Raw genomic sequence first — 25328 nt, 5'->3', positions numbered from 1 at the left:
GGTCGTGTGCGATCCGCTGGCTGCCCAGGCGTTCGTCACAAACCAGGCGCAGCCAGGGCGTTTCCTCGAGTGGCGGTGCGGACGAGGTCTCCACCGAGCTACAGACCCAGGTCGGTCAGGCCGGGATGGTCGGCAGGACGAGCAGTGCCGGCCGTCCAGTGAAACTTACGATCCCCCTCACCGATCTCAACGTCGTTGATCGAGGCCTCGCGGCGGGACATCAGCCCGTTGCTGTCGAACAGCCATTGCTCGTTGCCATGGCTGCGGAACCACTGGCCGGCGTGATCGTGCCACTCGTAGGCAAACCGGACAGCGATACGCTCCCCCGTGAAGGCCCATACCTCTTTGATGAGCCGGTACTCCAGCTCGCGCTCCCACTTGCGCTGCAGAAAGGCAACGATCTCTTCCCGACCGCTAAGGAACTCGGATCTGTTTCGCCATTGGCTGTCCGTCGTGTACGCCTGCGCAACGCGATGCGGGTCGCGACTGTTCCAGGCGTCCTCGGCCCTGCGCGCCTTTTCGGCGGCGGACTCAGGGGTAAAGGGCGGCAGCGGCGGGCGAGATTCCATGGGGATCCGATTCGAGTTTAGGATGCGCGGCGGTCCGGCCGCAGATACAGCACGGCCAGGGCGGCCGTCGAAAGCACGAGAAGCGTGATGGCGATCCGGTTAGCCGCGGCAAAGTCACCACTCTCCGCCAAATCATAGAGGACGATCGAAAGCGTGCGCGTCTGCCCGGGAATGTTGCCGCCCAGCATGAGCACCACGCCGAACTCCCCGACTGTATGGGCAAAGGTCAACACCGCGGAAGTGAGCAGGGAAGGGCGCGCCAGGGGCAGGGCCACTCGGAGAAAAGAGGCCAGCGGAGACGTTCCGAGCGTAGCTGCGGCGTCCAGAAAACGCGGATCGACCGAACGCAGCCCCGCCGCCAGCGGCTGCACCGCGAACGGCAGGCTGTACAGCATGGATCCGACCACGAGGCCGGGAAAGGAAAACGCCAGCGTGTGCCCCAGCAGGTGCGTCAATGTCCGCCCTACGGCCGTAAGCGGACCCAGGCCGACCAACAAGTAGTAGCCCAAGAGCGTGGGCGGCAGCACCAGGGGAAGCGCCACTAGTGCCTCCAGCAGAACACCACCCCGGCTGCGCGCGAAGACGATGACGTAGCAGAGAGGGAGGGCGAGCAACAGGAGCAACACGGTCGTGATCGAGGCGAGCTTCAGCGTCAGGCCCAGTGCCTCCGTATCGAACAATGCGATCTCCCTGTCTTCAACTCAGAGGCGATTGTAGAGCCGCACTTTGCCGAACCTTACTGGACCGGACGCAGCCCCAACTCGGGCAGATGCTGCTGAATCGGGTCGCTGGTCAGGTAGTTCAGCAGCGTGTGTGCTTCGCTCCGGTGCTTTGCATTCTGAATCACCACGGCGCACTGTCGGATCTCCAGGTAGGTCACCGGCGGAACCAGCACAAACGTGCCCGCCTCCTTGTACTTCCCGCTCATCGCGATTGTCTGCGACATGAGTGCGAGTTGGGCGTTCCCGCTCAGCGCAAATTGCGCCGCCTGGCCGACGGACTCGGCCTGCACCAGATGGGGCGCCAGGTTCGGGTACACGTCGAGCTTCTTGATCGCGGAAAGCGCGGCCCGGCCGTACGGCGCGTGGTCCGGGTTGGCGATCGCAACGCTCTTCAGGTCCTTGCGGCTCAGCACGTCCAGGCTGAGCGGTTGGAACGGACCGTCCTTGCGCTCCCACAGGACCAGGATGCCGCGAGCATACGGGGTCGGGTTGGTGGAGTCTGCCTTTCCCGCGGCCACTACCCGCTCGGCAAACGTGAAGTCTGCGGAAAGGAAGATATCCGCGGGAGCACCGTCCACAATCTGCTGACTCAGTGTTGCGGAGGACCCGAAGCTGATCTTGAGCTTGATGCCCGTACGTCTTTCAAAATAGGGGCTTAAGACTTGCAGAACCGGCTCCATGTCGGCAGCGGCAAAGACTGTGACTTCTGACGGACCTGCTTTCGATTCGGCCTTGAGAGCGCCCTGCGCACTGAGGCTGAACGTGCTCAAACCGAGGAACAACAGCAGGAGAGTGACGGCTCGCATCGTCCGCCAGAGGGCGGTTCTGCGCAAGTGCGTGGGGTAGGCTAGACAAAACGATGGCAATCCGATCACACCAGCTAAGATGCATCGCGAACGATGCTCGCATCTCGCCAGAGGAGATTGCGAGCGACTTTCGCGATCCGGAAACCCGTGAGTTGTACGAGGTGGAATACCCGTGGAGCGAGTCCTCGCAGGCCGCTGGCGCTGGTGCGCGCAACCTGCCCAACGCTTCGGCTTTGCGGCATCTGTGGGCCGAGCGCCGCGACTCCACGTTGCCCATCGACCAATCCGGTGTTTGGCGCTATCGCGAACTCCTGCCGATTCTGCAGGATGACGCTCACGCCGTAACCCTGCGTGAAGGCAACACCCCGTTGTACGACCTGCCGCGCTGCGCAAAGCTGCTGGGTCTCGACTTCCTTCTAGCCAAACACCAGGGCCTGAACCCGACCGGCTCCTTCAAAGACACGGGCATGACGGCCGCACTGTCCGTTGCGGCAGAGCGGGGCTACCAGTGGGTGGCTTGCGCCAGCACGGGCAATACCAGCGCCGCGATGGCAGCCTACGCGGCGCGGGCTGGTCTGCGGTCGATCGTTTTCATTCCCGAGGGCAAGATCGCCTGGGGCAAGCTGTCGCAGTCCATGGACTACGGCGCGCTGACCGTGCAGTTGAAGACGGACTTCGATGGCTGCGTGAAGATGCTGGCGGAACTGGTTCGCCGAAACCCCATCTATCTGCTCAATTCGGTCAACCCGTACCGGCTGGAAGGGCAGAAGACGCCCGCCATCGAAATCTGCGAACAACTGGACTGGCAGGTGCCGGACCACGTCATCGTGCCGGGTGGCAACCTGGCCAACGGATCGGCGCTGGGTAAAGGCTTCGCGGAGCTGAAGCATCTCGGCTTCATCCACCGCGTCCCGAAGATTTCGGTCATTCAGGCGGAGGGTGCCAATCCGCTGTTCCAGTGGTTCACGAACGCCGAAAAGATGCTGAGGCCTGTGACGGCAGACACGCGCGCTACTGCCATTCGCATTGGCAACCCGGCAAGCTGGCGCAAAGCCGCCCGCGTCATCGAGGCCACGGGCGGATGGTGCGAGTCGGTCAGCGAGCAGGAGATTGCGCTCGCCAAGGCGCAGATCGGTGCCGAGGGCATCGGCTGCGAGCCGGCCTCGGCAGTAACGCTCGCCGGTGCCAAGAAGCTGGTCGCCGCGGGGCGCATCGATGTCGGTGAGCGGGTGGTTCTGCTGCTGACCGGTCATACCCTGAAAGATCCCGAGTACACCATCGATTTCCACAAAGACCTGTTGGCGACCGGCATGGCCGAAGCCAATCCGTACCGCAAACCGCCGCTAGTGCTGGAGGCGGAGGAGTCGGCCGTGCTGCGTGCGCTGGAAGCGGAGATGGCGCGGGCGTGAGCTCCACACAAGCCGCGAATGAATCGGCGCAGCACTCGGTGACGCTGCGTCTGCCCGCGACCTCGGCGAACCTGGGGCCTGGGTTCGACGCGCTTGGACTCGCCATGGACTTTCACCTCCATGTGGAGGCCGCGCTTGCCAGCGAGGCGAGTCTGGTGGCGACAGGCCGGGATGCCGCCAAGATTCAAAACGTCGAGGACAACCTGGTACTGACCACTTGCCGCGAGGTTCTGGAAGCAGCGGGAAAGCCTGTACCCACGCTGTCCGCGCATCTGCACAACGAGATTCCGCTTGGCATGGGGTGCGGCTCTTCCGCGGCGGCGCTGGTTGCGGGCGTAGCGCTGGCGAATGAATTCGGCGGACTTGGCTGGAGCGCTCGCGGCGTGCTCGCCGAGGCTTCGCGTCGCGAGGGCCACCCGGATAACGTTGCTGCCTGCGTTCTGGGCGGATTCGTGGCGTCCGCGATTCGTGGCGGGAGCGTAGACGCAATCTCGTTGCAGCCCGCAAAGCCCTGGCAATTGCTGCTGGTCATGCAGCAGGCGTCGCTTTCCACCAAAACGGCTCGCGCCTTGCTGCCGGACACCTATTCGCGTGCCGACACCATCGCAAACGTGCAGAACGTGGCGCTGCTGACCGCCGCCTTCGCCCAAGGCGATGAGGCTCTGCTGCGCGCCGCGATGGCGGACCGCATGCACCAGCCATTTCGCGAGGCCGTCTGCCCTCTGCTGCCGAAGCTGCTTCCGCTGGCAGGGCTGGGCTCCGTGTTGGGCGTTGCACTGTCAGGTGCCGGACCCGCGGTCCTGCTGATCGTCCAGGCAAATGCCGACCGCCAGCCAGTCGAGGCAGCAGTGTTCGAAGCGCTCGGGATTTCCACACAGAATGAGCGCCAGGATGTCGAGCTACTATGGACCTCCGTCGGCGGCCCTGCCCAATTCGGTGCCAGCAACATACCCGGAAAGATGTAGACGAAAGACTACATTTCCGCGTCGGATGTTGATATTGTTCCTCTTGTAGGCAGCCCTGGGGGAGGGTTGATCCTGCGGGCGCCCGTCGATCTCGACTGATCCGGGCGCCTTCCTCTTTCTGTGGACAGCCATGGTTCCGCTCATGCGAAGCGATCCCCCATCCCTGTCGCTACCGATCGTGGCCGCTACTCAGCCCCGAACGTCGGCCATGTCACGCAGCAGATCCCCCAAAAACGACATGGCCAGCACGGTGACGATGACAGCACCGGCAGGGAAGGCTGCCATGTAGGGCGCATCGAAAAGGTGGGCGCGTGCGTCGTTCAGCATGGAGCCCCAGCTTGCTGCCGGCGGCGGCACTCCGAGTCCGAGAAAGCTGAGAGTCGCTTCCGCGAGCACCGCTGCGGCCAAACCGATCGCGCTTTGGACAATGATCGGCTGCGCGATGTTGGGCAGGATGTGCCGCACCAGAATGCGCGTGTCTGAGGCACCCAGCGACCGAGCCGCTTCCACGTACTCCCGCTCACGCGCCGCCATCACCTGGGCGCGCACGAGCCGGGCGTAGTTGACCCACCCAGTCAATGCCAGGGCGAAAATCAGGTTGCGCAGGCCCGGCCCCAGGAATGCCACAAAGGCGATGGCCAGCAGGATGCCGGGCAGAGCAAGGAAGGCGTTCATCACGTAGAGGTTCAGCACCGTGTCGCGCCAGCCGCCGTAAAAGCCGGCGATCGCGCCCACCACCATGCCGACCACTAGGGATAGCGCCACGACCGTTGTGGCCACCCCGAGCGAGATGCGCGCCCCAAACAGCACCCGCGAGAAGATGTCGCGCCCGAGCTCGTCCGTTCCGAACAGGTACCCATGCCCGGGCGGCAGCAATCGCGCTGAGAGCTGGATGGACGCGGGGTCATGCGGCGCAAGTTGTGGTGCGAACAGCGCCACAAGCGCCAGCAGGCACAGCAGAGACAGGACGATCCAGAGTGCGATGCGATCCGAGGTGCGGCCTGCCGTGTAGCGCATGGCCTATGCTAGCCCGATTGCGAAGACATTCGCCCTCAAACGGCACCGTGAGACACTGGGGACAGATCTCCAAGGAGTCAACGACGTGGATTTGAAGCAGGAGCGGGTGGTAGTTGCCGGTGCGGGCGGGTTCATTGGTGGCCACCTGACGCGTGCGCTCATCGACCAGGGCATCCCTGTGGTCGCGGCAGTCGACATCAAGCCGCTGAACGAGTGGTATCAGACGGTTGACGCACCGGGACTGAAGAACTTGTCGCTCGACCTGAAGGATCTGAAAAACTGCCGCACGTCGCTCGAAGACGCGACGGTTTGCTTCGACCTGGCCGCTGATATGGGCGGCATGGGCTTTATCGAGAACAACAAAGCCCTGTGCATGCTGAGCGTGCTCACCGGAACGCACCTTCTGATGGCGGCGAAAGAGGCCGGGTTGAAGCGCTTCTTCTTCTCGTCGTCTGCCTGTGTCTATAACGGCGATAAGCAGACCAATCCTGACGTGGTCGCCCTGAAGGAAAGCGACGCCTATCCGGCGCTGCCGGAGGACGGATACGGCTGGGAGAAGCTGTTCACCGAACGCCTCTGCCGGCACTTCCGCGAGGACTACGGTCTGGAAACGCGCGTGGCTCGCTACCACAACGTGTACGGTCCTCTGGGCACCTGGCAGGGCGGCCGCGAGAAGGCACCCGCGGCCATGTGCCGCAAGGTGCTTGAGGCCAAGCACAGCGGCAAGCACGAGATCGAAATCTGGGGCGACGGCCACCAGACCCGCTCGTTCATGTACATCGACGACTGCCTGAAAGGCACGCAGATGATCGCGCTGAGCGACGTGACGGAGCCTCTGAACCTGGGGTCGAGCGAGTTGGTGTCCATCAATCAACTGGTCGACATTGTGGAAGAGATCGCAGGCATCAAGCTGAAGCGCAACTACAACCTGGGTGCGCCCAAGGGTGTGAACGGTCGCAACAGCGACAACACGCTCATCTGCGAGAAGCTTGGATGGGAGCCCTCGATCCCGCTGCGCGAGGGGATGCGCAAGACCTACGAGTGGATCGAGTCGGAGATGTTGTCTGGCGCACCGGTTGGGGCACACTAGAAGACATGCAAGCTTCTGAACCAGCGCACACCGAGACTGTTCTCGGTGTGCGTTTTTTTATGGGCGACGTGCATGCGGCGGTTGACCGCATGCTCCGTGGTGGCCTCCTGGTGGTGCCGGCGGCGCCCGCGCTCAAGGACCTGCAGACGCAACCTGCCTACCGTCAGGCGCTGCTGGAGGCGGACCTGGTGATCGCGGACAGTGCCTTCATGGTGCTGGTGTGGAATCACCTGGTTGCGCGGCGGTGTGGCGGGCGGAAACTGCTGCGGCTCTCCGGGCTGGAGTACCTGAGGGAGTTGCTGCAGCGGCCACAGGTGCGATCTGAAGGCAGCACGTTCTGGATCATGGCGGGCGAGCGATCGGCGGCGCGCAACCTGGCATGGCTGGCAGAGCAGGGCATCGTCGTACCAGACACGCATGTCTACAACGCTCCCATGTACGGTGCGATGGACGGCACCGATCTGGAAGATCCCGTGCTGCTGGAGCGGCTGGAGCAATTGCGACCGCAGCACGTCGTGGTGACTATAGGCGGAGGTACCCAGGAGCGGCTCGGCCTTTACCTGCGCCGCCGCTTGTCCTTCGTGCCGGGCATTCACTGCATCGGTGCCGCCATCGCGTTTCTGTCGGGCGATCAGGCCGCTATCCCTGTCTGGGCCGACAAGATGTATCTTGGCTGGCTCTTGCGAACTATCGAGTCGCCTTCCCGCTATGGACCGCGCTACTGGGCCGCGCGAAAGCTACTGCAACTAATGGTGCGCTATGGCCCGAACCTGCCTCCTGCAATCCCGAATGGAGCCGATAGGACTGGTAAGAAATTACCAGTCTGATTCACCTGAAGGTTGTAGTGGGGCGAACGCGAATTTTGACTCGGGTGTGGTCTGATGTAGCCATGAGCCTACACCAGCGGATCCTGGCGAGCCTGGCAGCAGTCGTTCTGGGGTTGACGTTCGCCCAGAGCGCGCGTGCACAGATCTCGTCGCTGGACATGAGCATCAAGCCGCCCGCCGCGAGCGCCAGTGTCGCGGAACAGTTCCTTCTGGATCAGATCAACACCGAACGCGCCATGGCCGGCATGGCTCCCCTGAAGCTGGATAACAGTCTGCGCATGGCGGCCGCGGGGCATGCGGCGGAGATGGCCCGTGCCAGCACCCTGTCGCACCGGCTGCAGGGGGAGCCTGACCTGATGTCGCGCGGATCTTCGGCCGGTGCCCACTTCTCGCGCATTACGGAGAATGTCGCGGTGGGCCCGTCCGTCGTGACCATGCATGGCGCTCTGATGCAGTCGCCTCACCACCGGGAAAACATCCTGGACGACCAGGTGGATGCGATCGGCATCGCCGTGGTTCAGGCCGGCGATTCGCTATGGGCTGTCGAAGATTTCAGCCACACCGTCGAGCAGGTATCGCTCGACGATCAGGAGCATCGTGTGGCCGACCTGCTGCGCGGCATGCAGTTGGAGGCCACGCCCAGCCCTGAGGCGCGTGCCACGTGTGGCATGTCCACCGGATATGTGGGGTCACGCGCCGCAGCGACGGTGCGATACTCCACGGGCGACCTGTCGCAAATGCCCGAAGCTCTCCGTGAGCGCATGCGCACCATCCCCGCGCGAACGGCAGCAGTGGGCGCATGTCCCAAGCCACAAACTGCGGGTGCGTTCGCCTCGTACAACATCGCAATCGTGCTGTATCGATAGGGAAAGAATCTGGCCGTCCGCACAGCAACGTGCAGGCTCGCTTTTGACGCGTGAAACACCAAATGCTATAAAGAAAGTGCGAGTTGAGCCGGCGCCCGCCCGCCGGCACCTCGTCCTCAAGTTGTTCCGCAGTAGCTCAATGGCAGAGCATTCGGCTGTTAACCGAAGGGTTGTAGGTTCGAGTCCTACCTGCGGAGCCAATTCACGTGATCTGAGTCGGACTGCTCGCTTCATTTGCGCCCTTCGTTAATCTGGATCTGTGGAGGGCTGAGTCGCCGGTGAAGTTCGTGAACGGAAGACCTTCAGAAAGCAGCGATGGTCTGTTCCGCCTTCGGAGCGTCTCGCGTCGTACCCTCGTTCTGGCACTTCTCCTCTTCCTCGCAGGTACCGTCCTCCGGCTCCACCGTTTCCCGGCGGTTCCGGTCGGTTTGCAGCAGGACGAAGTCTCTGAGGCCTACGAAGCGAAGTGCCTCCTGGAAACCGGCAGCGACCGATGGGGCAACCGCTACCCGGCCTACTTCCTGAGCTGGGGTTCCGGGCAGAACGTTCTGCAGGCGTATCTCACGATCCCGTTTGTTGCCGCCGATAAGCTCACACCGTTTACGGCGCGGATCATCCCTCTGCTGTGCGGCATTCTGACGCTGCCGCTGATTTTCGTTACGGCCTACCTGTGGTACGGAGAGCTTGCGGGACTTGCCGCGTTAGCCATCCTGGCATTTTGCCCGTGGCATATCTTTATCAGCCGCATCGGCATTGAGAACACGCCACTGCCATTCTTTCTGCTGCTGGGCACATTCACCTGGACGCTGGCGCTGCAGAACCGGTCGCGAGTCACGGTCGCTCTTTGCCTGGTCCCGTTCGCCGCTGCGGCCTACACCTACGGCATCGCGATCGTCTTGCTGATGGCGCTGTTGCCGCTGTTGGGCATCATCGCGTTTCGGGAGATCCGGCAGCGGCCTCGGGCGTGGAGTGCAGCCTTTGCGCTGTTTCTTCTGCTCACGGCTCCACTCGGCCTCTTCCTGGTCAAGAATCACGTAACCAAACGCGAGATGCCGTTCGAGAAGCATCTGCCCTTTTCCGTTCCGTTGCTGACGGTCACGCGTTTCGACCAGATTCAAAGCGAAGCCGCCGGCCCGGCCTCTCGAGTGCGCTCCAATCTGCACCTGGTCATGAAGGGCCTCTGGACCGACATTCCCACCTTTCAGGTGCCCGGTCGAGCGCCGTTGCCCAAGATCATCATGATCCTTTCGTATCTGGGCGCAGCGAGCATCGCCGTGGCTGCGATCCGCAGAAGAAGGTTTCGCGATCCATTCCTGGCCTGGACGCTGGCTTGCGTTCCCATCATCCTCTTCATCCCGCTGAATACGTCTCGTGCCGTCGAGTTCGGCGTGCCGATCGTCATGCTGGCGGCTGCCGGACTAGCCTTCCTTGCGTCGTTGCGCTCCGAACCCCTGTACCGGGGCAGTGTTCTGCTTGTCGCGGGGCTCTTGTTCGCAGTCCCAGTGGTGCGATTCCTACCCGGTTACTTCAGCAGCAAATACGCATCCGAGGTTCGGCCGTACACCTATCCTGATTTACCGGCCGCGCTCCACGTGCTGACCGAGGAAACTCGCGGAGGCGATCTGGCGTACGTCAGCGATGGCATCGCGCTGAACTACGTGCAGGTGCTGTTCTATCTGGACGTGGACCCACGTACGTTCCAGGCTGCTCATCCCACGGTCGAGAATCCGGATTTCGCCAACTTCCGATTCGCCCGTGAACGGATTCAAGGGCAGGGGAAACCCGTTGCATTCCTGCTTACCGACAAGGAAGCTCCGCTCTGCGATGCTCCCTCAGAACTTCGGAAGGTCGGCGCATTCCTGGTAGGACGCTGCCTGTAACGCGCTACCCGCGCTCGCTCACGCGGAGGCCTGCTGCAGCAAGGCTTCCACTTCATCCCGCGTAGGCATCGCCTGCTGCGCGCCATCACGCGTGACGCAGACTGCCGAGGCAGCGCAAGCAAAGCGGAGCGATGCAGCGACTGTCTCACCGCGCGTGAGCGCTGCGGCGAAGGCCGCATTACAGGCATCACCGGCAGCGGTGGTGTCTTGCACCGGGACCCGGAATGCCGGCTGAAACAGAGTCGTTGCGCCACGCTGGGCGGTCACAGCGCCCATGCTGCCCAGCTTCAATAGAACGCCCTGTGCCCCCTGAAGCAGCAGCCGTTCTGCCATGCCCATTGCTTCCCGCGGTGTGGTCGGTGACTCTCCGCTCTGGAGCAGGGCCTGCGCCTCGTTCAGGTTCGGCGTGAGCCAGGTTACAGCTTCCAGCAGTTCCGAGCTCAGCGGAGCGGCAGGCGCAGGGTCGAGCATCAGCGGCACACCGGTCGTCCGGCATTGCCGGGCCAGAGCCAGGGTCAGGTCCATGGGCGTCTCCAGCTGAGTCAGAATCATGGACGACGCAGCAAGGCTTCTGGCGTGCTGCCGCAGGTGTTCCGGCTGCAACGCTGCATTCGCACCGGCGATCACGGTGATGCGGTTTTCGCCGTGTGCTTCCACCTGCACAAGGGCAACGCCGGATGCTCCGGGCACCGTGGCGACCATGCCGGTGTGGACTCCCGCAGTTGTCAGAGCCTGCAGCAGATCTCGGCCAAAGGTGTCCGAACCCACGCAGCCTAGCATCGCCGTCTCTACTCCAAGTCGCGCCAGCGCTACCGCCTGGTTCGCTCCCTTGCCGCCCGGGTTCAGCGCGAAGCGTTCGCCGAACAGCGTCTCGCCTGGCCCGGGAACGCGGTCCGCGGCAACGACGAGGTCCTGGTTGATGCTGCCAACGACAGTGATGGCGCGCTTCATGCGGCGACCTCGGCCAGTGCGATGGGGCGGTGCGTGAGCGTGGCATAGCAGGCAGCCCCAAACACAGCCATCCCGCCACAGACCCAGAAGGCAATCTGGAATGAGTGTGTCCGGTCCAGCAGCCTGCCGGTGATCACGGGAGCAAGCGAGGCCAGCATGAAGCTGCCGAAGTTCTGCAGAGCGGAAGCGGCAGCCACGTTCGCAGGCGGAGCCATACTTTGTACCAGACCCCAACCTGACGTACCGGCGAACTGAAGAAAGAACACAGCGGCGCTGACCAGGACCACGGCGCCACGCGTTGTGGCCGCGGCGTCGGCCAAGGCCGTGGTGCCTCCGCACAGCAGCAGGCCGACGATAATGCAGGCGCGATACATCCTGGCAGCAGGCCTGCCTTGCCGGATCAGCAGATCGGTTACAACACCGCTCGACAAAGCGCCGCAGGCGCCTGCCAGGAAAGGTGTCGCGGCAATCCATCCGCTGCTGCGGATGGACAGGTGTCGGCCAGTTTCGAGGTATCCCGGCAGCCATGAGATGAAGAACCAGTTCACGTAGTTCAGGCCGCCAAAGCCAAGCATCATGCCCCAGATGGTGCGCTGCCGCAACAGCGCAGCAAAGGGCAGAGCGGCAGCACCACTCGATCCATCGTTGGCAGCCGCGGTTGATGGCAGCAGGAGCCACAGCACGGCGAGTAGTGTGCCGGCCACGCCAAGCGCCAAGAACATGCCGCGCCAGCCATAACGCAGCATCAGCACCGTGAGCAACGGCGGTGCCATGGCAAGACCGAGGGTTGAGGCAAGATTCAAAACGGCGGTGGCACGCCCGCGCTGATGCTCCGCCGTGTTCTGGCGAATCAGGTACACGCCAGCAGGGTAGAACGGCGATTCTCCCGCGCCAAGCACGACCCGCAGCGCAAGGAACGTACCAAACCGATGCACCGCGCCGGAAGCTGCCTGTGCACACGACCACAACAGCAGACCGGCACCGAGCGTGCGCTGCGCGTTGCGTGGTCGCAGGTACGCCGCCAACGGCAACTGCGCAATGCCATACGCGAACGAGAAGACGGAAAGAAGAGCTCCGATCTCTGTCGCCGACAGATGCAGCTCGGCACGAATCGAAGTAGCGGCTACACCCAGCGACGATCGATCAAAGAAGTTGATCAGGCCGGCCGCGAACAGCAGCAGGAGCGAGACGATGGTCGCCGGAGATCGCGGCTGCGAGTTCGCTTGGTTTGCAGGCACGCTTCATCATGCCTGATGCAGCGTGCCGCCGGCACGGCCTTCCTCAAAGTCTGCAGATCAGCAGTTCGCGTTCGTAGATCATCTCTGGCGGCAGGTGGTGGTGCAGGTCGATGAACAACTCCTCATGCCCAATCACCTCACGACGCCACTCACTCACGTCCACGCGCTGCGCCCGGTGGAACTGCTCCTCTGAGAAGTCGAGTCCGGTCCACTCCATGTCGTCGTACAGCGGTGTCCAGCCAATCGGCGTCTCGCGACCCTGGGCGCGTCCGCGCACACGATCGACGATCCATTTCAGCACGCGCATGTTCTCGCGAAAGCCTGGCCAGATGAAGTGCCCATTCTCGTCCTTGCGGAACCAGTTCACGTGAAAGATGCGTGGCGTGCTGGTGAGCGAGCGCTGCATCTTGATCCAGTGCCGGAAGTAGTCGCCCATATGGTAGCCGCAGAAGGGCAGCATGGCCATGGGATCCCGCCGCACACGCCCCAGCGCGCCCGCCGCTGCAGCCGTGGTTTCGCTGCCCATCGTCGCACCCGCGTACACACCGCTGGACCAATTGAACGCCTGGTAAATCAGCGGAATCGTCGTGGAGCGGCGGCCGCCAAAGAGGATCGCGCTCACCGGAACGCCCTCCGGCTTTTCCCAGTCCGGATCGATGGTTGGGCACTGCGATGCGGGCGCGGTAAAGCGGCCATTGGGATGCGCGGCGGTGCGGCCCGTCTCCTTCGCGAGCTCCGGCGTCCACCGCTCGCCCCGCCAGTCGATGCACTCCGCAGGCGGCTGTTCGGTCATGCCTTCCCACCAAACGCCACCGTCCGGCGTTTCCGCCACGTTGGTAAAGATAGTGTTGCGCCGCAGCGTCGACATGGCATTCGGATTGGTTTGCTCGCTGGTACCCGGCGCCACGCCAAAAAAGCCCGTCTCCGGGTTGATCGCGCGCAGCTGCCCCGTCTCGTCCGGCTTGATCCAGGCGATGTCGTCGCCGACGGTCCAGACCTTCCATCCCTCGAATCCTGTGGGCGGCACCAGCATGGCAAAGTTGGTCTTGCCACAGGCCGACGGAAATGCCGCGGCGACATAGGTCTTCTCGGTCTTACCCTCTGCGTTTGCGGGCGACTCCACACCCACCAGCAGCATGTGCTCGGCCATCCAGCCTTCGTCGCGCGCGATGTTGCTGGCGATGCGCAGGGCGAAGCACTTTTTGCCCAGCAGGGCGTTGCCGCCGTAGCCCGAGCCGTAGCTCCAGATCTCGCGCGTCTCCGGAAAATGCACGATGTACTTTTCGTCGTTGCAGGGCCACGGTACATCCTGCTCGCCCGGCGCAAGCGGCGCGCCCACCGAATGCACGCACGGCACAACGCGCTGCTCATCCTTGTCGATTTCGGCAAGCACCGGCAGACCGATGCGGCACATGATGCGCATGTTCACGACAGCGTATTCCGAGTCCGTCAACTGCACACCAATGCGCGACATGGGGCCGCCCACCGGACCCATGCTGAACGGCAGCACATACATGGTGCGGCCGCGCATGCAGCCGCGAAAAAGCTGCTTCAGCTTGCGCCGCATCGCAAACGGGTCCATCCAGTTGTTGGTCGGGCCGGCGGCGTCTTTCGAAAGCGAGCAGATGAACGTGCGATCTTCCACGCGCGCCACGTCGTTCGGCGCGCTGCGAGCCAGGAAGCAGCCGGGCCAGTTCTGCGGATTGAGGCGATGAAACGTGCCGCCCTGCACCAGCTTGTCGCACAGGTAGTCGTACTCGGCTTGGGAGCCGTCGACCCAGTGGATGCTGTCAGGCTGCGTCAGCTCGGCGATCTTCTCGACCCAGCGAATCAGGTGCTTGTTGGTGGTGGGGGGCAGAATGGCGGGTGCTGATTTCGTTGCTTTGATCACGGCTTGTTTTGTCGTCCTGGCAGGCGGTCGTCACGCTCGGGTGGCGTTCTGACCGTCTCTGCATTGTCCGCTTTTCCCCGGCAATGTGCGAGTGAGGCGGTGCGCGACGTGCGTCCGATTGTCGTTATGGACATCCAATTGTCATGAGTAAAACGCTTCAATACTCCGCGCTGGACCTGGTAAGTTTGCGACCCGGAGAAGCGCCTGGTGACGGCATCGCGCGGACTGTGCAGGCAGCGCAGCACGCGGAGCAGCTTGGGTTCACGCGCTACTGGCTCGCGGAGCACCACAGCATCAAGGGCCTGGCGTGTTCCGCGACCGCGGTACTGATCGGTCACGTCGCCGGTCATACCTCGACCATTCGCGTTGGCTCCGGTGGCGTCATGCTGCCGAACCATGCTCCCTTAGTTGTGGCGGAGCAGTTCGGCACGCTCGCATCGCTCTATCCCGGACGCATCGATCTGGGCCTCGGCCGCGCGCCGGGCGGCGATGGCTACACCATGCGTGCCCTGCGCAAAGATCTGCGCAGCACCGGCGACGACTTCCCGGAACTCCTTGCGGAACTGCGGCAGTACCTGGCCGAACCGCGTCCCGGTCAGATGGTCTTGGCCGTCCCAGGGCAGGGAACCAATGTTCCCGTTACGCTGCTTGGATCCAGCGGTTTCAGTGCGCAGCTCGCCGGCCAGCTAGGCCTGCCCTTCGCCTTTGCCGCCCACTTTGCGCCGCAGTATTTCGCAGCGGCGGTTCGGCTGTATCGTCAGAGTTTCCGCCCAAGCGAGGTGCTCCGCGATCCTTACGTCATGGCCGGCATTCCTGTGATCGCTGCGGACACCGACGCCGAAGCGCAGCGCCTGTTTACCACGCCGCAGCAGCGCTTCCTGGCACTCATCCGCAACCAGCCGGTTGAAGTGAAAGCGCCGGTCGACAGCATGGACGGTCTTTGGAATCCGGCTGAGCGCGACGCGGTCGATGCACGGCTGGCGGCGGCAATCGTCGGCGGACCTGCAACGGTCCGGGAAGGCCTGCAGCAGTTGGTCGATGAGCTGGGACTGGACGAAGTCCTCGCTGTCACCGACACCTACACCACGGAAGACCGTCTGCGTACCTACGGCATTGTGGCCGACGCGGCAAAGCAGGTGACACTGCGCCAAGCTGCTCTGGCTGCGTAAAAGCGTCCATGCGGCAACAGAAAGGCGGGACACGCATCGTGTCCCGCCTTTCTACGTGTGCAGCTCTGTTTCGGAGCTAAGCCGTGACCAGCTCTTCTACGACAGCCTTGCCGTAGTGGCTCTTCACATAGTCGTCCAGGATCACCTTGAACTCGTCGACGATGCCGTCGCCCTTCAGCGTCACCGCCAGCTTGCCGTCGATGTACACGGGCGCCTTCGGCTCTTCAAACGTCCCTGGCAAACTGATGCCGATATTGGCATGCTTCGATTCGCCGGGTCCATTCACGATGCAGCCCATCACTGCCAGCTTCATCTCTTCCACGCCCGGGTACTGCTTCTTCCACTCCGGCATCTGCTCGACCAGGTAGCTCTGCACCTGCTCGGCCAGCATCTGGAAGTAGGTTGACGTGGTGCGGCCACAACCGGGGCAGCTTGTCACCTGCGGCATGAAGCTGCGGATGTTCAGCGCCTGCAGAATCTGCTGTCCGCAGCGCACCTCTTCCGAACGGTCGCCGCCGGGCGTCGGCGTGAGCGAGACACGAATGGTGTCGCCGATGCCCGCCAGCAGCAGCGGCGCCAAGCCGGCGGTCGAGGCGACAATGCCTTTCATGCCCATACCTGCCTCGGTCAAACCAAGGTGCAGGGCATAGTCGCAACGGCGCGCAAGTTCACTGTAGACATCGATCAGGTCGCGAACGTTCGACACCTTGGCCGACAGGATGATCTGGTCGCGACGCAGGCCGTAACGCTCTGCAGCAGCGGCATTGTCCAGCGCGGACCGCACCATCGTCTCCAGCATCACGTCACGCGCCTCCAGCGGCTGCGCGCTGCGGCTGTTTTCGTCCATCATCTTGGTCAAGAGCGCCTGGTCCAGCGATCCCCAGTTCACGCCGATGCGCACCGGCTTCTGGTGCTTCACCGCGACTTCAACCATGGTGCGGAAGTTGTCGTCGTCCTTGCGGCCGATCGAAACGTTGCCGGGATTGATGCGGTACTTCGCCAGCGCCTCGGCGCACGCCGGGTACTTTGCCAGCAGCAGATGGCCGTTGTAGTGGAAGTCGCCGATGATGGGCGTGTTCCAGCCCTTGGCAGCAATGCCGTCGCGAATGTAAGGCACTGCGGCGGCGGCGGCATCGTTGTTGACGGTGATGCGCACCATCTCCGACCCGGCGCGCGCCAGGGCGGCAATCTGCTGAACGGTGCTTTCGATGTCGGCGGTATCGGTGTTGGTCATGGACTGCACGACCACGGGCGCGTCTGACCCGACGCGAACTCCGCCAATGTTCACGGTAACGGCCTTGCGGCGCTCAATCTGGGGCATAAGACTCCACCAGAAGTTTACCAAAGCGCCAACCCCGTCCGGTGAGCCAGGGCAAGGCGACGACCGGCGGAAGGGAAGAGCGGCTACACTACATCCACGTGGCCCGGTAGCTCAGATGCATAGAGCGGCGCACTCCTAAGGCGAAGGTCGCAGGTTGGACTCCTGCCCGGGTCACCATAAATGGCTAGCTTACGGGAAGGCGGGAGCCTTCCCGTTGCGTTTGGGATCCATTCAAAGCCGCGAACGCGTGGTTGCGGGATACAAGAAGGGGTCGATAGTGGAAAGGCCGCAATGTGGGCACTGGTACGCAGAGGGTATGCGTCATGCGATCGCAGCTGCGGCAGTAGCGACCGTATCGTCCTCAAACCCTCGATGCCAGGTGGACGCGCCTAGACCAGTGGCGGCTGCAGCACGAACGTACGCACTCCGGGCAGCATGATGTCTGCCTCGCTTGGCGACCCGAACTGCGCCTCACGTGAACTCGCGAAGGTGAGACCGTCCGGGGCGCACTCGTACTCCAGGCATCGCATCTCCAGTTGCAGACTCAATCGCTGAACGGGTTGTAGCTTGCCGTCCCCTGATTCGGGCGGAGCGGCCTCGAACCGGAGGCTCGCTTTGTCGGTGTGCGAGATAGGCAATGCGAGGTGTTTGTAAGCCGCTCGTACCTCTCCCAGTGTTCCGTCCGACTGCACGGGCAGCAACGAGAAGACGCCACCCGCGGCGACTACTGCCAGCACCTGCCGGTCGGGGGAGAGCGCCATCGCAACAGGATGGCGGCTGGATAAGGCCAGCGGTTGCTGCTCTCCTCGAGTCAGCAGGCCGGTGCGCGGATCGATGCGCATCATTTCCGCTGAGCCCGCCGGCATGCCCGTGGAAGCAGCCCGGTGCGCGACAAAAAGGCGCTGGCCCTCAGGATCCGCCAGCATGGGACCGGCGCCCTCCGCTGGCAGCCATTGCTGACGACGCCAGGCATCGCCCTGCCACTGGTAGACGCCAATTCCGTCCTTGCGCGTAGGTGGGTCGCACACGGTCGCATACAAGCGCGTGCCTCGCGTAGGCAGCCGGCCGGGCAGATCCTCCGGCACAAACGGCTCTGCAAGTGTCCGCAACGGGTCAGCCGCCGCAAGTGCGACGGTCATTTGCAACAGGCGACGGCGAGAGCAGGATGGCACGGTAACCTTCCCCCTTCAGACCTGAACCGACATGGCGTTGTGGAAGATGTTGTGCGGGTCGTAGGTGCGCTTCACGGCCTGCAGAAAGGGATAGGTTTTGCCGTAGTAGAGTTCCGTCCAGTGCGCATGCTGCAGCATGTCGGCGTCCGGATAGTTGATGTAACAACCCTCATAGCGGGAGCAGCCGAAGGGCGTTCCCTTGTAACGCTCAGGAATGTCGCTGACAGAGTACACCGCGTTGTACGTATCGCGAATGGCGGCGAGTCGGGGGGCATCGTCCTCGGGCGTTTGCCAGTAACTTTGATACTGCAGCTTCATCACCGACGATCGTTGCGGAATCGCGGTATCCTCTGCCCGTTGCGGATTGTTCACTGCGCCGCCGTAGGAATCGACCGCGACGACCAGGCCGCGGTTGGTGTCTCGGCTCAGTTCGCGGTAGTACGCCTGCGCCTCTTCCTCGCTGAAGTTCGACGTCATGTAGCAGGACTTGTACTTGGCGCGGTGGCTATCGCCCAGCACAACACTGTTGCCGCTCTGATTCAGCAGCGTTGAGTCGATCCAGGGTGTGCGGACGACGGGCCGCTCGCCGTAGCACACCGAGTCACCCGGCGGCGGGCCCATGCGGAATGCAGGCGTGTTGGTATCCACTACTGGCTTGCTCGATTCGGGCTTTGCAGACAATGGCTTGCAGGGTCCGAACTGATCCAGCAGGTCCAGCAGCACAGAGACGTCTTTGACCGGCCCTGTCTCTGTTGTCAGCTCGGCCCGCATCTGCATGCGACCAGTTGCCTTGCTCGTCATGTATAGGCCGGCGAAGATGCCCCGCGCTTCCTTCTGCGGACTGGTGCGCTCCATCCAAGCCCCATACGCGCGCAGAATGCGAACGAATTTGTCCTCGGTCATTTCGTTCCAGTCCCACGTGACGGAGCCATGCACAGACTGCTCGGGCATTGGCGGCAGGCGATCGAAGTGGAACGCCGTGATAATGCCGAAGTTGGAACCCTGACCACCGCGAAGAGCGCGGAAGAGATCAGGATCTTGTGTCTTGCTCACGCGCCGCGGCACGGCCTTGCCCTGGGCGTCGACCGTCACCACATCGATCGCGGTGACCCAGTCTACCGTCAGGCCGTACATGCGCGCCAAAGTGCCGTACCCACCGCCAGAGATGTGGCCGCCTGCGGTAACGGTGTAGCACGTTCCTCCGGGGATGCAGACGTTCCCAAGCTTGAACAAGCCTTCGTAGGCGCGGCCAAGCTGCGTGCCCGTTCCCAGGGTGTACGGCGCAGCGCCACCCGCGCCACTGCCAATGCGGTCCAGAGCACTAACGTCCAGAATGGTGCCGTTGGGATTGTTGACGACGAAGTCTTCATAGCAATGCCCGGACGACCGTACGGTCGGCCGCAAACCCGCATCAATCGTCTGCTGCAACGCGCGTGCCACATCCTCGGCGTCGGCGCAGTACGCGACCCGCCCGGCAACGTGCGCCTGCGACGATGGGAAGCGCGAGTTGCGGGAACGGCTCGCAACCGGAAATCGGGGATCGGTCCGTGGGACGAGGATCGCCATAGCTCATCTTCCAAGAAGAGGTAAGCCCATCGTATGTGGCGCTTGTCCTAGATGACGAATGAAACTTCACATCCGTTTCAAGTCACACAGAAGCCTCAGCAAAAACGAGAGCGGCAGCCAAACTGGCTGCCGCTCTCTTGTGTTGGCCTGAGCCGCTAGAAGTTGAACTTAGCTGCGAGCTGGAGGGTGCGCGGGCCGGAACGGGTGGTGGTGATGCGACCAAAGGTGGAGCTGTTGATCGCGCGAGTCGGGTTGCCGTAGCTGGCGATGTTGAAGACGTTGGAGGCGTCGCAGCGCAGGGTGAAGCTCATACCCTCGCGGATGTGGAAGTCCTTGAAGGCGGAGGCATCGTACTGCTGGTAGCCGGGAGTGCGTTCCGTGTTGGGGCGCTGCTGGCTGATGGCACCGACCACCGGCTGACCGTAGGCGCAGACGCCGTTATCGACGCCTGCCGTTTGGCAGGGGACTGCAGACGGATCGGTACCAAACCAGTTGGTGGTCGTGCGATGCACCACTTTGATGGGGCGATACCGGGTCGCGCGCTGCTGGCCGTCGTTCTGGAAGGAGTTGTCCGGGGCGGTAATGGTGGTGGGGAAGCCGGCGTAGACGAAGCCCGATACGCCCAAACGCCAGCCGCCGATCACGTCGTCGACAAGGTGATTGACGTTGCCGCCGAAGGCGTGGCCACGGCCGAAGGGCAGTTCGTAGTTCATGGTGAAGTTGAGGTTGTGCGGCGTATCGGTGCCAGCGGGACCGTACTCAATGGTGTTGTTGCGCGGGTCGGCGGCGTAGGCGCTGTTGCCGCTGACACCGGCGACGCCGTAGAAGCCGAGGCTGTTGGTGAGGGAGCGGCTGTAGGCGTAGTTGGCGGTGAACTGCAGACCGTACTTCAGGCGCTGACGGAAGGTGGCCTGCAGCGCGTTGTAGTTGAACATGGCCTGCGAGGCGGTCTTAGCCACGCGTCCGCTCTGGCCGACCAGCTGGTAGTAGGGCGCCTTGTTCACCGCGAAGCAGGCCGCGCTGTTGTACGCGACGTACTGTCCGCCAATGAAGCAGGAGTTGTACACCTGGTTGGCGTTGACGGCCTGGATCAGGTGGTACCCGTACTCGCCCACATAGCCGATCTGGACCGACGAGGAGTTGCTGAGCTGGTACTCCGTGGTGAGGCTGTACTCGGTCACGGTGGAGGGCCGCAGGTTGGGATCCCAGGCGCGGAAGAGACCGCCACAGCCAGGGTTGGTGAGGTTGTTGCAGGCCGCGCTGCTGGAAGAGAACGCAGTGGCAGCAGTGACGCTGGTTCCGGTGCTGGAGGCGCTGGGAATTGCGGCCGAATACGAGAGCGAGGTCTGGAACGGCGGGTTGATGGTCAGGCGAAGGTTGGCGCCGGTGCCCTCAAGATAAGTGGTGGTACCGAAGCCGCCACGGACGACGACGCGCTGCACCGGATTGTAGGAGAAGCCGATGCGTGGCATGAAGTTGGTCCAGACCGAGTTGTACAGGGCGCGGCTGTTGCCGCCGACGCCCGCGATTTGGATGGCACCGGTGGCGAGGTTGAGGTTGGCTTCCTTGTTGTTGACCTCGTAGATGGGCTGGTCGTACTCCCAGCGCAGGCCGAGGTTGACGGTGAGGGTGGGCGAGACCTTCCAGTCATCCTGGACGAAGAGCGCGTCGCGCCACTGGCGCTGTCCGGTGTGGCCGGCCAGGGTGCCGCGGCCAGCATAGTAGACGCGGTCCAGGTAGAAGTCTGCGACGTCGAACCCGGTATCCTTGATGCCGGCCGGCGGTGGCGTTCCCGCGCTGTTGCGCGCGGTAAAGGCACCGTTGTACTGCATCTGGCCCTGCGCGCCGTCGTTGCCGGTGTAAATGCTGTTCTGCTGGTAGCGGATGAATTGGCCACCCATCTTGATGACGTGGCTGCCCCGCTGAATGGTCAGATTGTCAGCGTAGGTGAAGTTGTTCATCGCGTTGTCGGAGTAGATGGCGGAGTTGCCAAGATTGGTGGCAGGGCTGATGTTGAAGACCTGAGCCGTGAATCCCGGAACGGTGTTGGCGATGCCGACGCCGAGCAGGCTGTTGCCATTCAGACCAAATGCACCGGTGCTGTCCACGGGCAGGCCCTGGTGCCAAACCGTCCGGAAGAAGCCGACGCGCGCCTCGTTCTGGATGAAGGGGCTGAAGGTGTGCACCTCGTTGATGGCAACGCCCTTGGTGGGATAGGTGGACGCGGTCGGGAAGGTAATGGCGAGGGGGTTGGTATTGGTGTCGCCCGCGGTGCTCTGGCTATAACGGACGAAGAACTGATCCTTGTCGTGGTAGTGGTAGTCGACCTTGACGTCGAACTGGTCGTTGAAGATGCGCTTCTTGGAGGCGCCGACGTAGTTACCCGAGATGACCGTGCCTGCCACGGCGGCCTTATTGGGCAGGGGGTAGAGCTCGGGATGAGAGAAGAGGTAACGTGCAGCCGGGCTGACGGCGGTGACGGGCAGCCGGTTATTTAGGTATGCCGGAGCGCCGGGAACGAGGGAGTTGTACAGCTGAGTGGGTTGGGTGCTCAGGTTTGGATCGAGCAATTCCCCAAAGTCACCGGCGCGCATACGTGCCGTGGCAACGCTGGAGACCGCGGGTCCGCCCAGGTGGTAGCGGTTGCCAGAGTAGTCGGCGAAGAAGAACAGCTTGTCCTTGAGGATGGGGCCGCCGATGCCACCGCCGAAGATGTTGCTGGTGAAGCTGCTCTTGGCGATCTTGTTCAGGTTGTTGGCCCAGCTGTTGGCGGTGATGGAGTCGTCGTTGACGTAGTAGAAGCCATAGCCGTGAAAGCGGTTGGTGCCGCTCTTGGTCAGGGCGACGATGTCACCGCCGTTGACGTTGCCGTACTCGGCCTGTGCGTTGGCGCTGATGACGCGGACCTGGTCGAGGGCGTCGGGGCTGGGATTGTAGCCGATGGTGTTGTTGATGGTCTCGTTGATCTCAATACCGTCAAGCAGGTAGTTGTTGGCCTGCTGCCGGTTGCCGTTGACGGAGACCTGTCCGCCGCCGCCCGTGCTGCGCTCGATGGCGTTCACGCCGGTGAAGTCGGTCGGGTTGGTGGCAACGGCGCCCGCGGTGAAGACGGTGAGCGAGCTGAAGTTGCGACCGACCAGCGGCGTGTTGTCGATGGCGTGGGTATCGAGGGTGGTGCCCAGTTCGCCGCTTTCGGTGTTGAGCAGGGGCGCGAGCGATGCAGAGACGTCGACGTTCTGCGCGTTGCCGGCGACGCCGAGCTTGGCGTCGAACTTGGCGTCCTGGCCGGCTTCGAGCGAGAACGGTCCGAGGATCTGAGGTGCGAACCCCGGCGCCTCGACGGTGACCTTGTAACGGCCCACCTGCAGGAAGCGCAGGTTGTACACACCGTCGCCGGCGGTCTGCGTTTTGCTGCTCACGTTGGTGTCAACGTTGGTGACCGTGATCTGCGCATTCGGCAGAGCTGCACCAGAGGCGTCCGTCACGGTTCCGTTCACACTTCCAGTGATGGTCTGCGCCGGTAGGCTTGCGCTTACAGCGGCAATGGCAATGGGTACAACGAACACCAGCTTTCTCAACATCCGGCTCTCCTAAAGGCGCTGCATGTGCATGGTTCGGCCTCTCTGCGTAGAGACCCGAACCGGTTGGCGATGAAAAGGTTCTTTCATCTTTCTTCAGATTGCGAATAAGTTTCAGCGATTTTAACGTCAAGTTTCGCCAGTGTAAATTTTTCTTTTGTAGGCCTTGTCAGTCGCGCGAACCGAGGCCGATACTGATCAGTCCAGTCAAGACGCTCATCCGGTGTTCGCTACTGACGCGTTTCCGATCGGGGATGGGGACTACTGCTCTGTCGGGCCCGAACACTCGGCGAGGCTTCCATTGTCAGGCGAGCTGCGGTCGCACCTGTGCCGCGAACTGCGCGCACCGACGCGGACAGCACGGTCCGATGGGAGGTGCGAACTGGTGCCGAGATCTTGCACCTGTTCGTTGGCCAGCGGCGACGTGAAAGGATTGCTTGCGTGTCGCTGAGAAGAACAGATTTTTATGATTGAGCCGTCAAGGCAACAGGCCAAGCGATACTACCGGCCAGAGCTGGACGTCCTGCGGTTCTTGGCGTTCCTCGCGGTCTTCGCGTTTCACCGGATGGACTACGTGCCTACAGATCCGGTAAAGGACCTGTGGGTGTACCGAGTGTGCACGGTAGGCGCATTTGGTGTGCCGGTGTTCTTTCTGCTGAGCGCGTTTCTCATCACCGAGCTTTTGCTTCGCGAGGAGGCAGAGACCGGCCAAATTCATGTTCGCGCGTTCTATGTGCGTCGCATTCTTCGCATCTGGCCGCTGTACTTCGCTGTGTTCTTCGGCCTCGCACTGTTGAACCGATTCGTCCCGGGTGTCGGAACCGATAATCCCCTGGCATGGCTCGCCTTCACATTCTTCTCGGGCAATTGGTACATCACGTTCAAAGGCTGGATCGCGGGCTCCGTCGACCCGCTCTGGAGCATTTCTGTTGAAGAGCAGTTCTACCTTTTGGTTCCGGTACTTGCCGCTTGGGGCGGCCGCAAGGCTTTAGCTGTTACCAGCTACGGGTGTCTCGCGGGCGCCTACATCGCGGTCTTCCTGTACGGACTTCACCGGAGTCCCGGCGACCACGGAGAGTGGACGAACAGCTTTGTTCACTTTCAGTTCTTCGCTGCCGGAACTCTCATCGCTCTTGTGCTTCGAGGACGCTTGATTACGTGGTCGGCTCCTGTCCGATTGCTTGGCATGGCTACGGGCATTGCGTGCTGGTTCGGGGCGATGCTGGGATTCCAGGTGCAAAGCTGGGAGCCTCAGCCCACCGCAGGGGGTTCGGTGGCCGGCTGGCTGCTGATTCTTCTTGGAACCTGCCTCATGTTCCTGTCGATGCTTGGCATGTCAGAGCATCACGTTCCGAAAGCGCTGGCGTACTTGGGCCGCATTTCATACGGTTTGTACCTCTTCCATTCCTTCGTCTTTTTCCTTGTGTTTGAACAGGCGAAATCTCTCCTGAACCGGGTCGCTGCTTCCCTTGGGATGAGAGAGATGGGCCGCAATGCATTCGGCACAATTGTGGTGCTTGTGCTGAGCGTGGTTGTCGCTCACCTGTCGTACCGTTACTTCGAATCCTTTTTTCTGAAACTGAAACGTCGCTTCACCCTCGTCCAGGCGCGTGACTAGGGCCGCCGCTGTGACCAAGCTGATAACGACCTCCCTCGGCTAACCCCTGAGAAGCTAGGCCTCCTCGAACAGCTTCGTGATCTGCTTGTTGAAGGCGTGCAGATCTTGAGGGCCTCGGCTTGTGACCAGGCGTCCGTCTCGAACGAACTCTTCATTTACCCAGTTCGCGCCTGCGTTCCGAATGTCTTTCTTCAGGGAAGGCCACGAGGTCAATGTTCTTCCCCGAAGGACCTCCGCTTCGATCAGCATCCAGGGACCATGGCAGATCGAGGAAACCGGCTTTCCCGCCTCGAAGAAGCTCCGCACAAATTCGACGGCATCGGTGTTCATGCGCAGAATGTCCGGATTGATCACTCCTCCCGGAACATGTAGTCCGTCATAGGCGGAGACCTTAGCCTGCGAGAGATTCACATCGATCTTGAACGAGTCTCCCCACTTCACAAGGTTCCAAGCCTTGATCTTTCCTCCCTTGATGAGCTTGTGAGGGGAGACTAGTTCCACGGTCGCACCAGCCTTCTCCAGCGCCTTTCGTGGGCTTGTCAGCTCAACCTGTTCAACGCCCTCGGTTGCGATGATCGCGATACGCTTTCCGGCGAGCGGCTGCTTGTTGCCGAATCCAAAGAGTCCCATACGATCTCCTTCTTGATGAGTAAAGTTTGCTGAACCTGCAACT

General features: G+C 62.5%; 20 protein-coding genes and 2 tRNA genes. 10 read left to right on the top strand and 12 right to left on the bottom strand.

All coding sequences use genetic code 11. The annotated features are described in order from the left end of the window. Window positions 1–98: 98 nt before the first annotated feature. From OHL12_RS06930 to modA, 3 genes are read right to left on the bottom strand one after another with little or no spacing between them, the layout of a single operon-like run. Window positions 99–569, bottom strand: coding sequence for a nuclear transport factor 2 family protein (locus OHL12_RS06930; protein WP_263413094.1), 471 nt, complete (start codon window positions 567–569; stop codon window positions 99–101). 17 nt (window positions 570–586) lie between these two features. Further along, complete coding sequence (modB, locus tag OHL12_RS06925; protein ID WP_263413093.1) at window positions 587–1249, bottom strand: molybdate ABC transporter permease subunit; 663 nt, start codon at window positions 1247–1249, stop codon at window positions 587–589. A 56-nt stretch (window positions 1250–1305) separates the two neighbouring features. Beyond that, the gene (modA, locus tag OHL12_RS06920; protein WP_263413092.1) at window positions 1306–2097 is read right to left on the bottom strand and encodes a molybdate ABC transporter substrate-binding protein; all 792 of its coding nucleotides are present in this window, start codon (window positions 2095–2097) and stop codon (window positions 1306–1308) included. Window positions 2098–2150: 53 nt separating this feature from the next. On the opposite strand from modA, the gene thrC reads away from it, so the two are divergent. Next, window positions 2151–3506, top strand: a complete 1356-nt coding sequence (thrC, locus tag OHL12_RS06915) for a threonine synthase (RefSeq protein ID WP_263413091.1) — start codon at window positions 2151–2153, stop codon at window positions 3504–3506. Then, entirely contained in the window at window positions 3503–4471 is a 969-nt protein-coding gene (thrB, locus tag OHL12_RS06910; protein ID WP_263413090.1) for a homoserine kinase, read from the top strand. Before thrC ends, thrB begins: the two co-directional genes overlap by 4 nt. Before the next feature lie 189 nt (window positions 4472–4660). Here thrB and OHL12_RS06905 read toward each other — a convergent pair whose 3' ends face one another. Next, a complete protein-coding gene (locus tag OHL12_RS06905) occupies window positions 4661–5488 on the bottom strand; it encodes an ABC transporter permease (RefSeq protein WP_263413089.1) in 828 nt (275 codons plus the stop codon). Window positions 5489–5573: 85 nt separating this feature from the next. Between OHL12_RS06905 and OHL12_RS06900 the strand changes: the two genes are divergently transcribed. The 5 genes from OHL12_RS06900 to OHL12_RS06880 all read left to right on the top strand — a co-directional run bounded on the left by OHL12_RS06900 (window position 5574) and on the right by OHL12_RS06880 (window position 10151). After that, a complete protein-coding gene (locus tag OHL12_RS06900) occupies window positions 5574–6578 on the top strand; it encodes an NAD-dependent epimerase/dehydratase family protein (RefSeq protein ID WP_263413088.1) in 1005 nt (334 codons plus the stop codon). 5 nt (window positions 6579–6583) lie between these two features. After that, window positions 6584–7405 (top strand): WecB/TagA/CpsF family glycosyltransferase, encoded by an 822-nt coding sequence (locus OHL12_RS06895; RefSeq protein ID WP_263413087.1) that lies wholly within the window; start codon window positions 6584–6586, stop codon window positions 7403–7405. A gap of 62 nt (window positions 7406–7467) precedes the next feature. Next, the gene (locus tag OHL12_RS06890; RefSeq protein ID WP_263413086.1) at window positions 7468–8271 is read left to right on the top strand and encodes a CAP domain-containing protein; all 804 of its coding nucleotides are present in this window, start codon (window positions 7468–7470) and stop codon (window positions 8269–8271) included. A 125-nt stretch (window positions 8272–8396) separates the two neighbouring features. Next, a tRNA-Asn gene (locus tag OHL12_RS06885) sits at window positions 8397–8471 on the top strand. An 87-nt stretch (window positions 8472–8558) separates the two neighbouring features. Further along, complete coding sequence (locus tag OHL12_RS06880; protein ID WP_263413085.1) at window positions 8559–10151, top strand: ArnT family glycosyltransferase; 1593 nt, start codon at window positions 8559–8561, stop codon at window positions 10149–10151. An 18-nt stretch (window positions 10152–10169) separates the two neighbouring features. Here the strand turns inward: OHL12_RS06880 and rbsK are convergent, their stop codons facing one another. The 3 genes from rbsK to OHL12_RS06865 are packed head-to-tail and all read right to left on the bottom strand — an operon-like array spanning window position 10170 to window position 14231. Further along, window positions 10170–11102, bottom strand: a complete 933-nt coding sequence (gene rbsK / locus OHL12_RS06875) for a ribokinase (protein WP_263413084.1) — start codon at window positions 11100–11102, stop codon at window positions 10170–10172. Next, window positions 11099–12340 (bottom strand): MFS transporter, encoded by a 1242-nt coding sequence (locus OHL12_RS06870; protein WP_263413083.1) that lies wholly within the window; start codon window positions 12338–12340, stop codon window positions 11099–11101. The genes rbsK and OHL12_RS06870 overlap by 4 nt, the downstream gene beginning before the upstream one ends. A gap of 43 nt (window positions 12341–12383) precedes the next feature. Beyond that, a complete protein-coding gene (locus OHL12_RS06865; protein WP_263413082.1) occupies window positions 12384–14231 on the bottom strand; it encodes a phosphoenolpyruvate carboxykinase (GTP) in 1848 nt (615 codons plus the stop codon). Between the two features lie 143 nt (window positions 14232–14374). Here OHL12_RS06865 and OHL12_RS06860 point away from each other — a divergent pair, with 143 nt between their 5' ends. Continuing rightward, window positions 14375–15400 (top strand): LLM class flavin-dependent oxidoreductase, encoded by a 1026-nt coding sequence (locus tag OHL12_RS06860; RefSeq protein ID WP_263413081.1) that lies wholly within the window; start codon window positions 14375–14377, stop codon window positions 15398–15400. Between the two features lie 76 nt (window positions 15401–15476). On the opposite strand, the gene ispG is transcribed toward OHL12_RS06860, so the two are convergent. Then, window positions 15477–16721, bottom strand: a complete 1245-nt coding sequence (gene ispG / locus OHL12_RS06855; protein WP_263413080.1) for a flavodoxin-dependent (E)-4-hydroxy-3-methylbut-2-enyl-diphosphate synthase — start codon at window positions 16719–16721, stop codon at window positions 15477–15479. A gap of 100 nt (window positions 16722–16821) precedes the next feature. Here ispG and OHL12_RS06850 point away from each other — a divergent pair. Then, window positions 16822–16898 (top strand) — tRNA-Arg (locus tag OHL12_RS06850). A 212-nt stretch (window positions 16899–17110) separates the two neighbouring features. On the opposite strand, the gene OHL12_RS06845 is transcribed toward OHL12_RS06850, so the two are convergent. From OHL12_RS06845 to OHL12_RS06835, 3 genes are all read right to left on the bottom strand, one after another. Continuing rightward, on the bottom strand, window positions 17111–17860 hold the full coding sequence (locus OHL12_RS06845) for a lactonase family protein (RefSeq protein ID WP_263413079.1): 750 nt from the start codon (window positions 17858–17860) through the stop codon (window positions 17111–17113). Window positions 17861–17908: 48 nt separating this feature from the next. Then, entirely contained in the window at window positions 17909–19459 is a 1551-nt protein-coding gene (locus tag OHL12_RS06840) for an FAD-dependent oxidoreductase (protein WP_263413078.1), read from the bottom strand. 155 nt (window positions 19460–19614) lie between these two features. Continuing rightward, window positions 19615–22956 (bottom strand): TonB-dependent receptor, encoded by a 3342-nt coding sequence (locus OHL12_RS06835; RefSeq protein ID WP_263413077.1) that lies wholly within the window; start codon window positions 22954–22956, stop codon window positions 19615–19617. 547 nt (window positions 22957–23503) lie between these two features. Between OHL12_RS06835 and OHL12_RS06830 the strand changes: the two genes are divergently transcribed. Next, complete coding sequence (locus OHL12_RS06830) at window positions 23504–24655, top strand: acyltransferase family protein (protein ID WP_263413076.1); 1152 nt, start codon at window positions 23504–23506, stop codon at window positions 24653–24655. 54 nt (window positions 24656–24709) lie between these two features. Here OHL12_RS06830 and OHL12_RS06825 read toward each other — a convergent pair whose 3' ends face one another. Beyond that, window positions 24710–25285 (bottom strand): type 1 glutamine amidotransferase domain-containing protein, encoded by a 576-nt coding sequence (locus OHL12_RS06825; protein ID WP_263413075.1) that lies wholly within the window; start codon window positions 25283–25285, stop codon window positions 24710–24712. Window positions 25286–25328 lie beyond the last annotated feature (43 nt).

This window comes from Terriglobus aquaticus (genome assembly GCF_025685415.1).
GTDB lineage: Bacteria > Acidobacteriota > Terriglobia > Terriglobales > Acidobacteriaceae > Terriglobus > Terriglobus aquaticus.
Note: the sequence above shows the minus strand (reverse complement) of the source record. Positions and strands in the feature narration are given on the sequence as shown.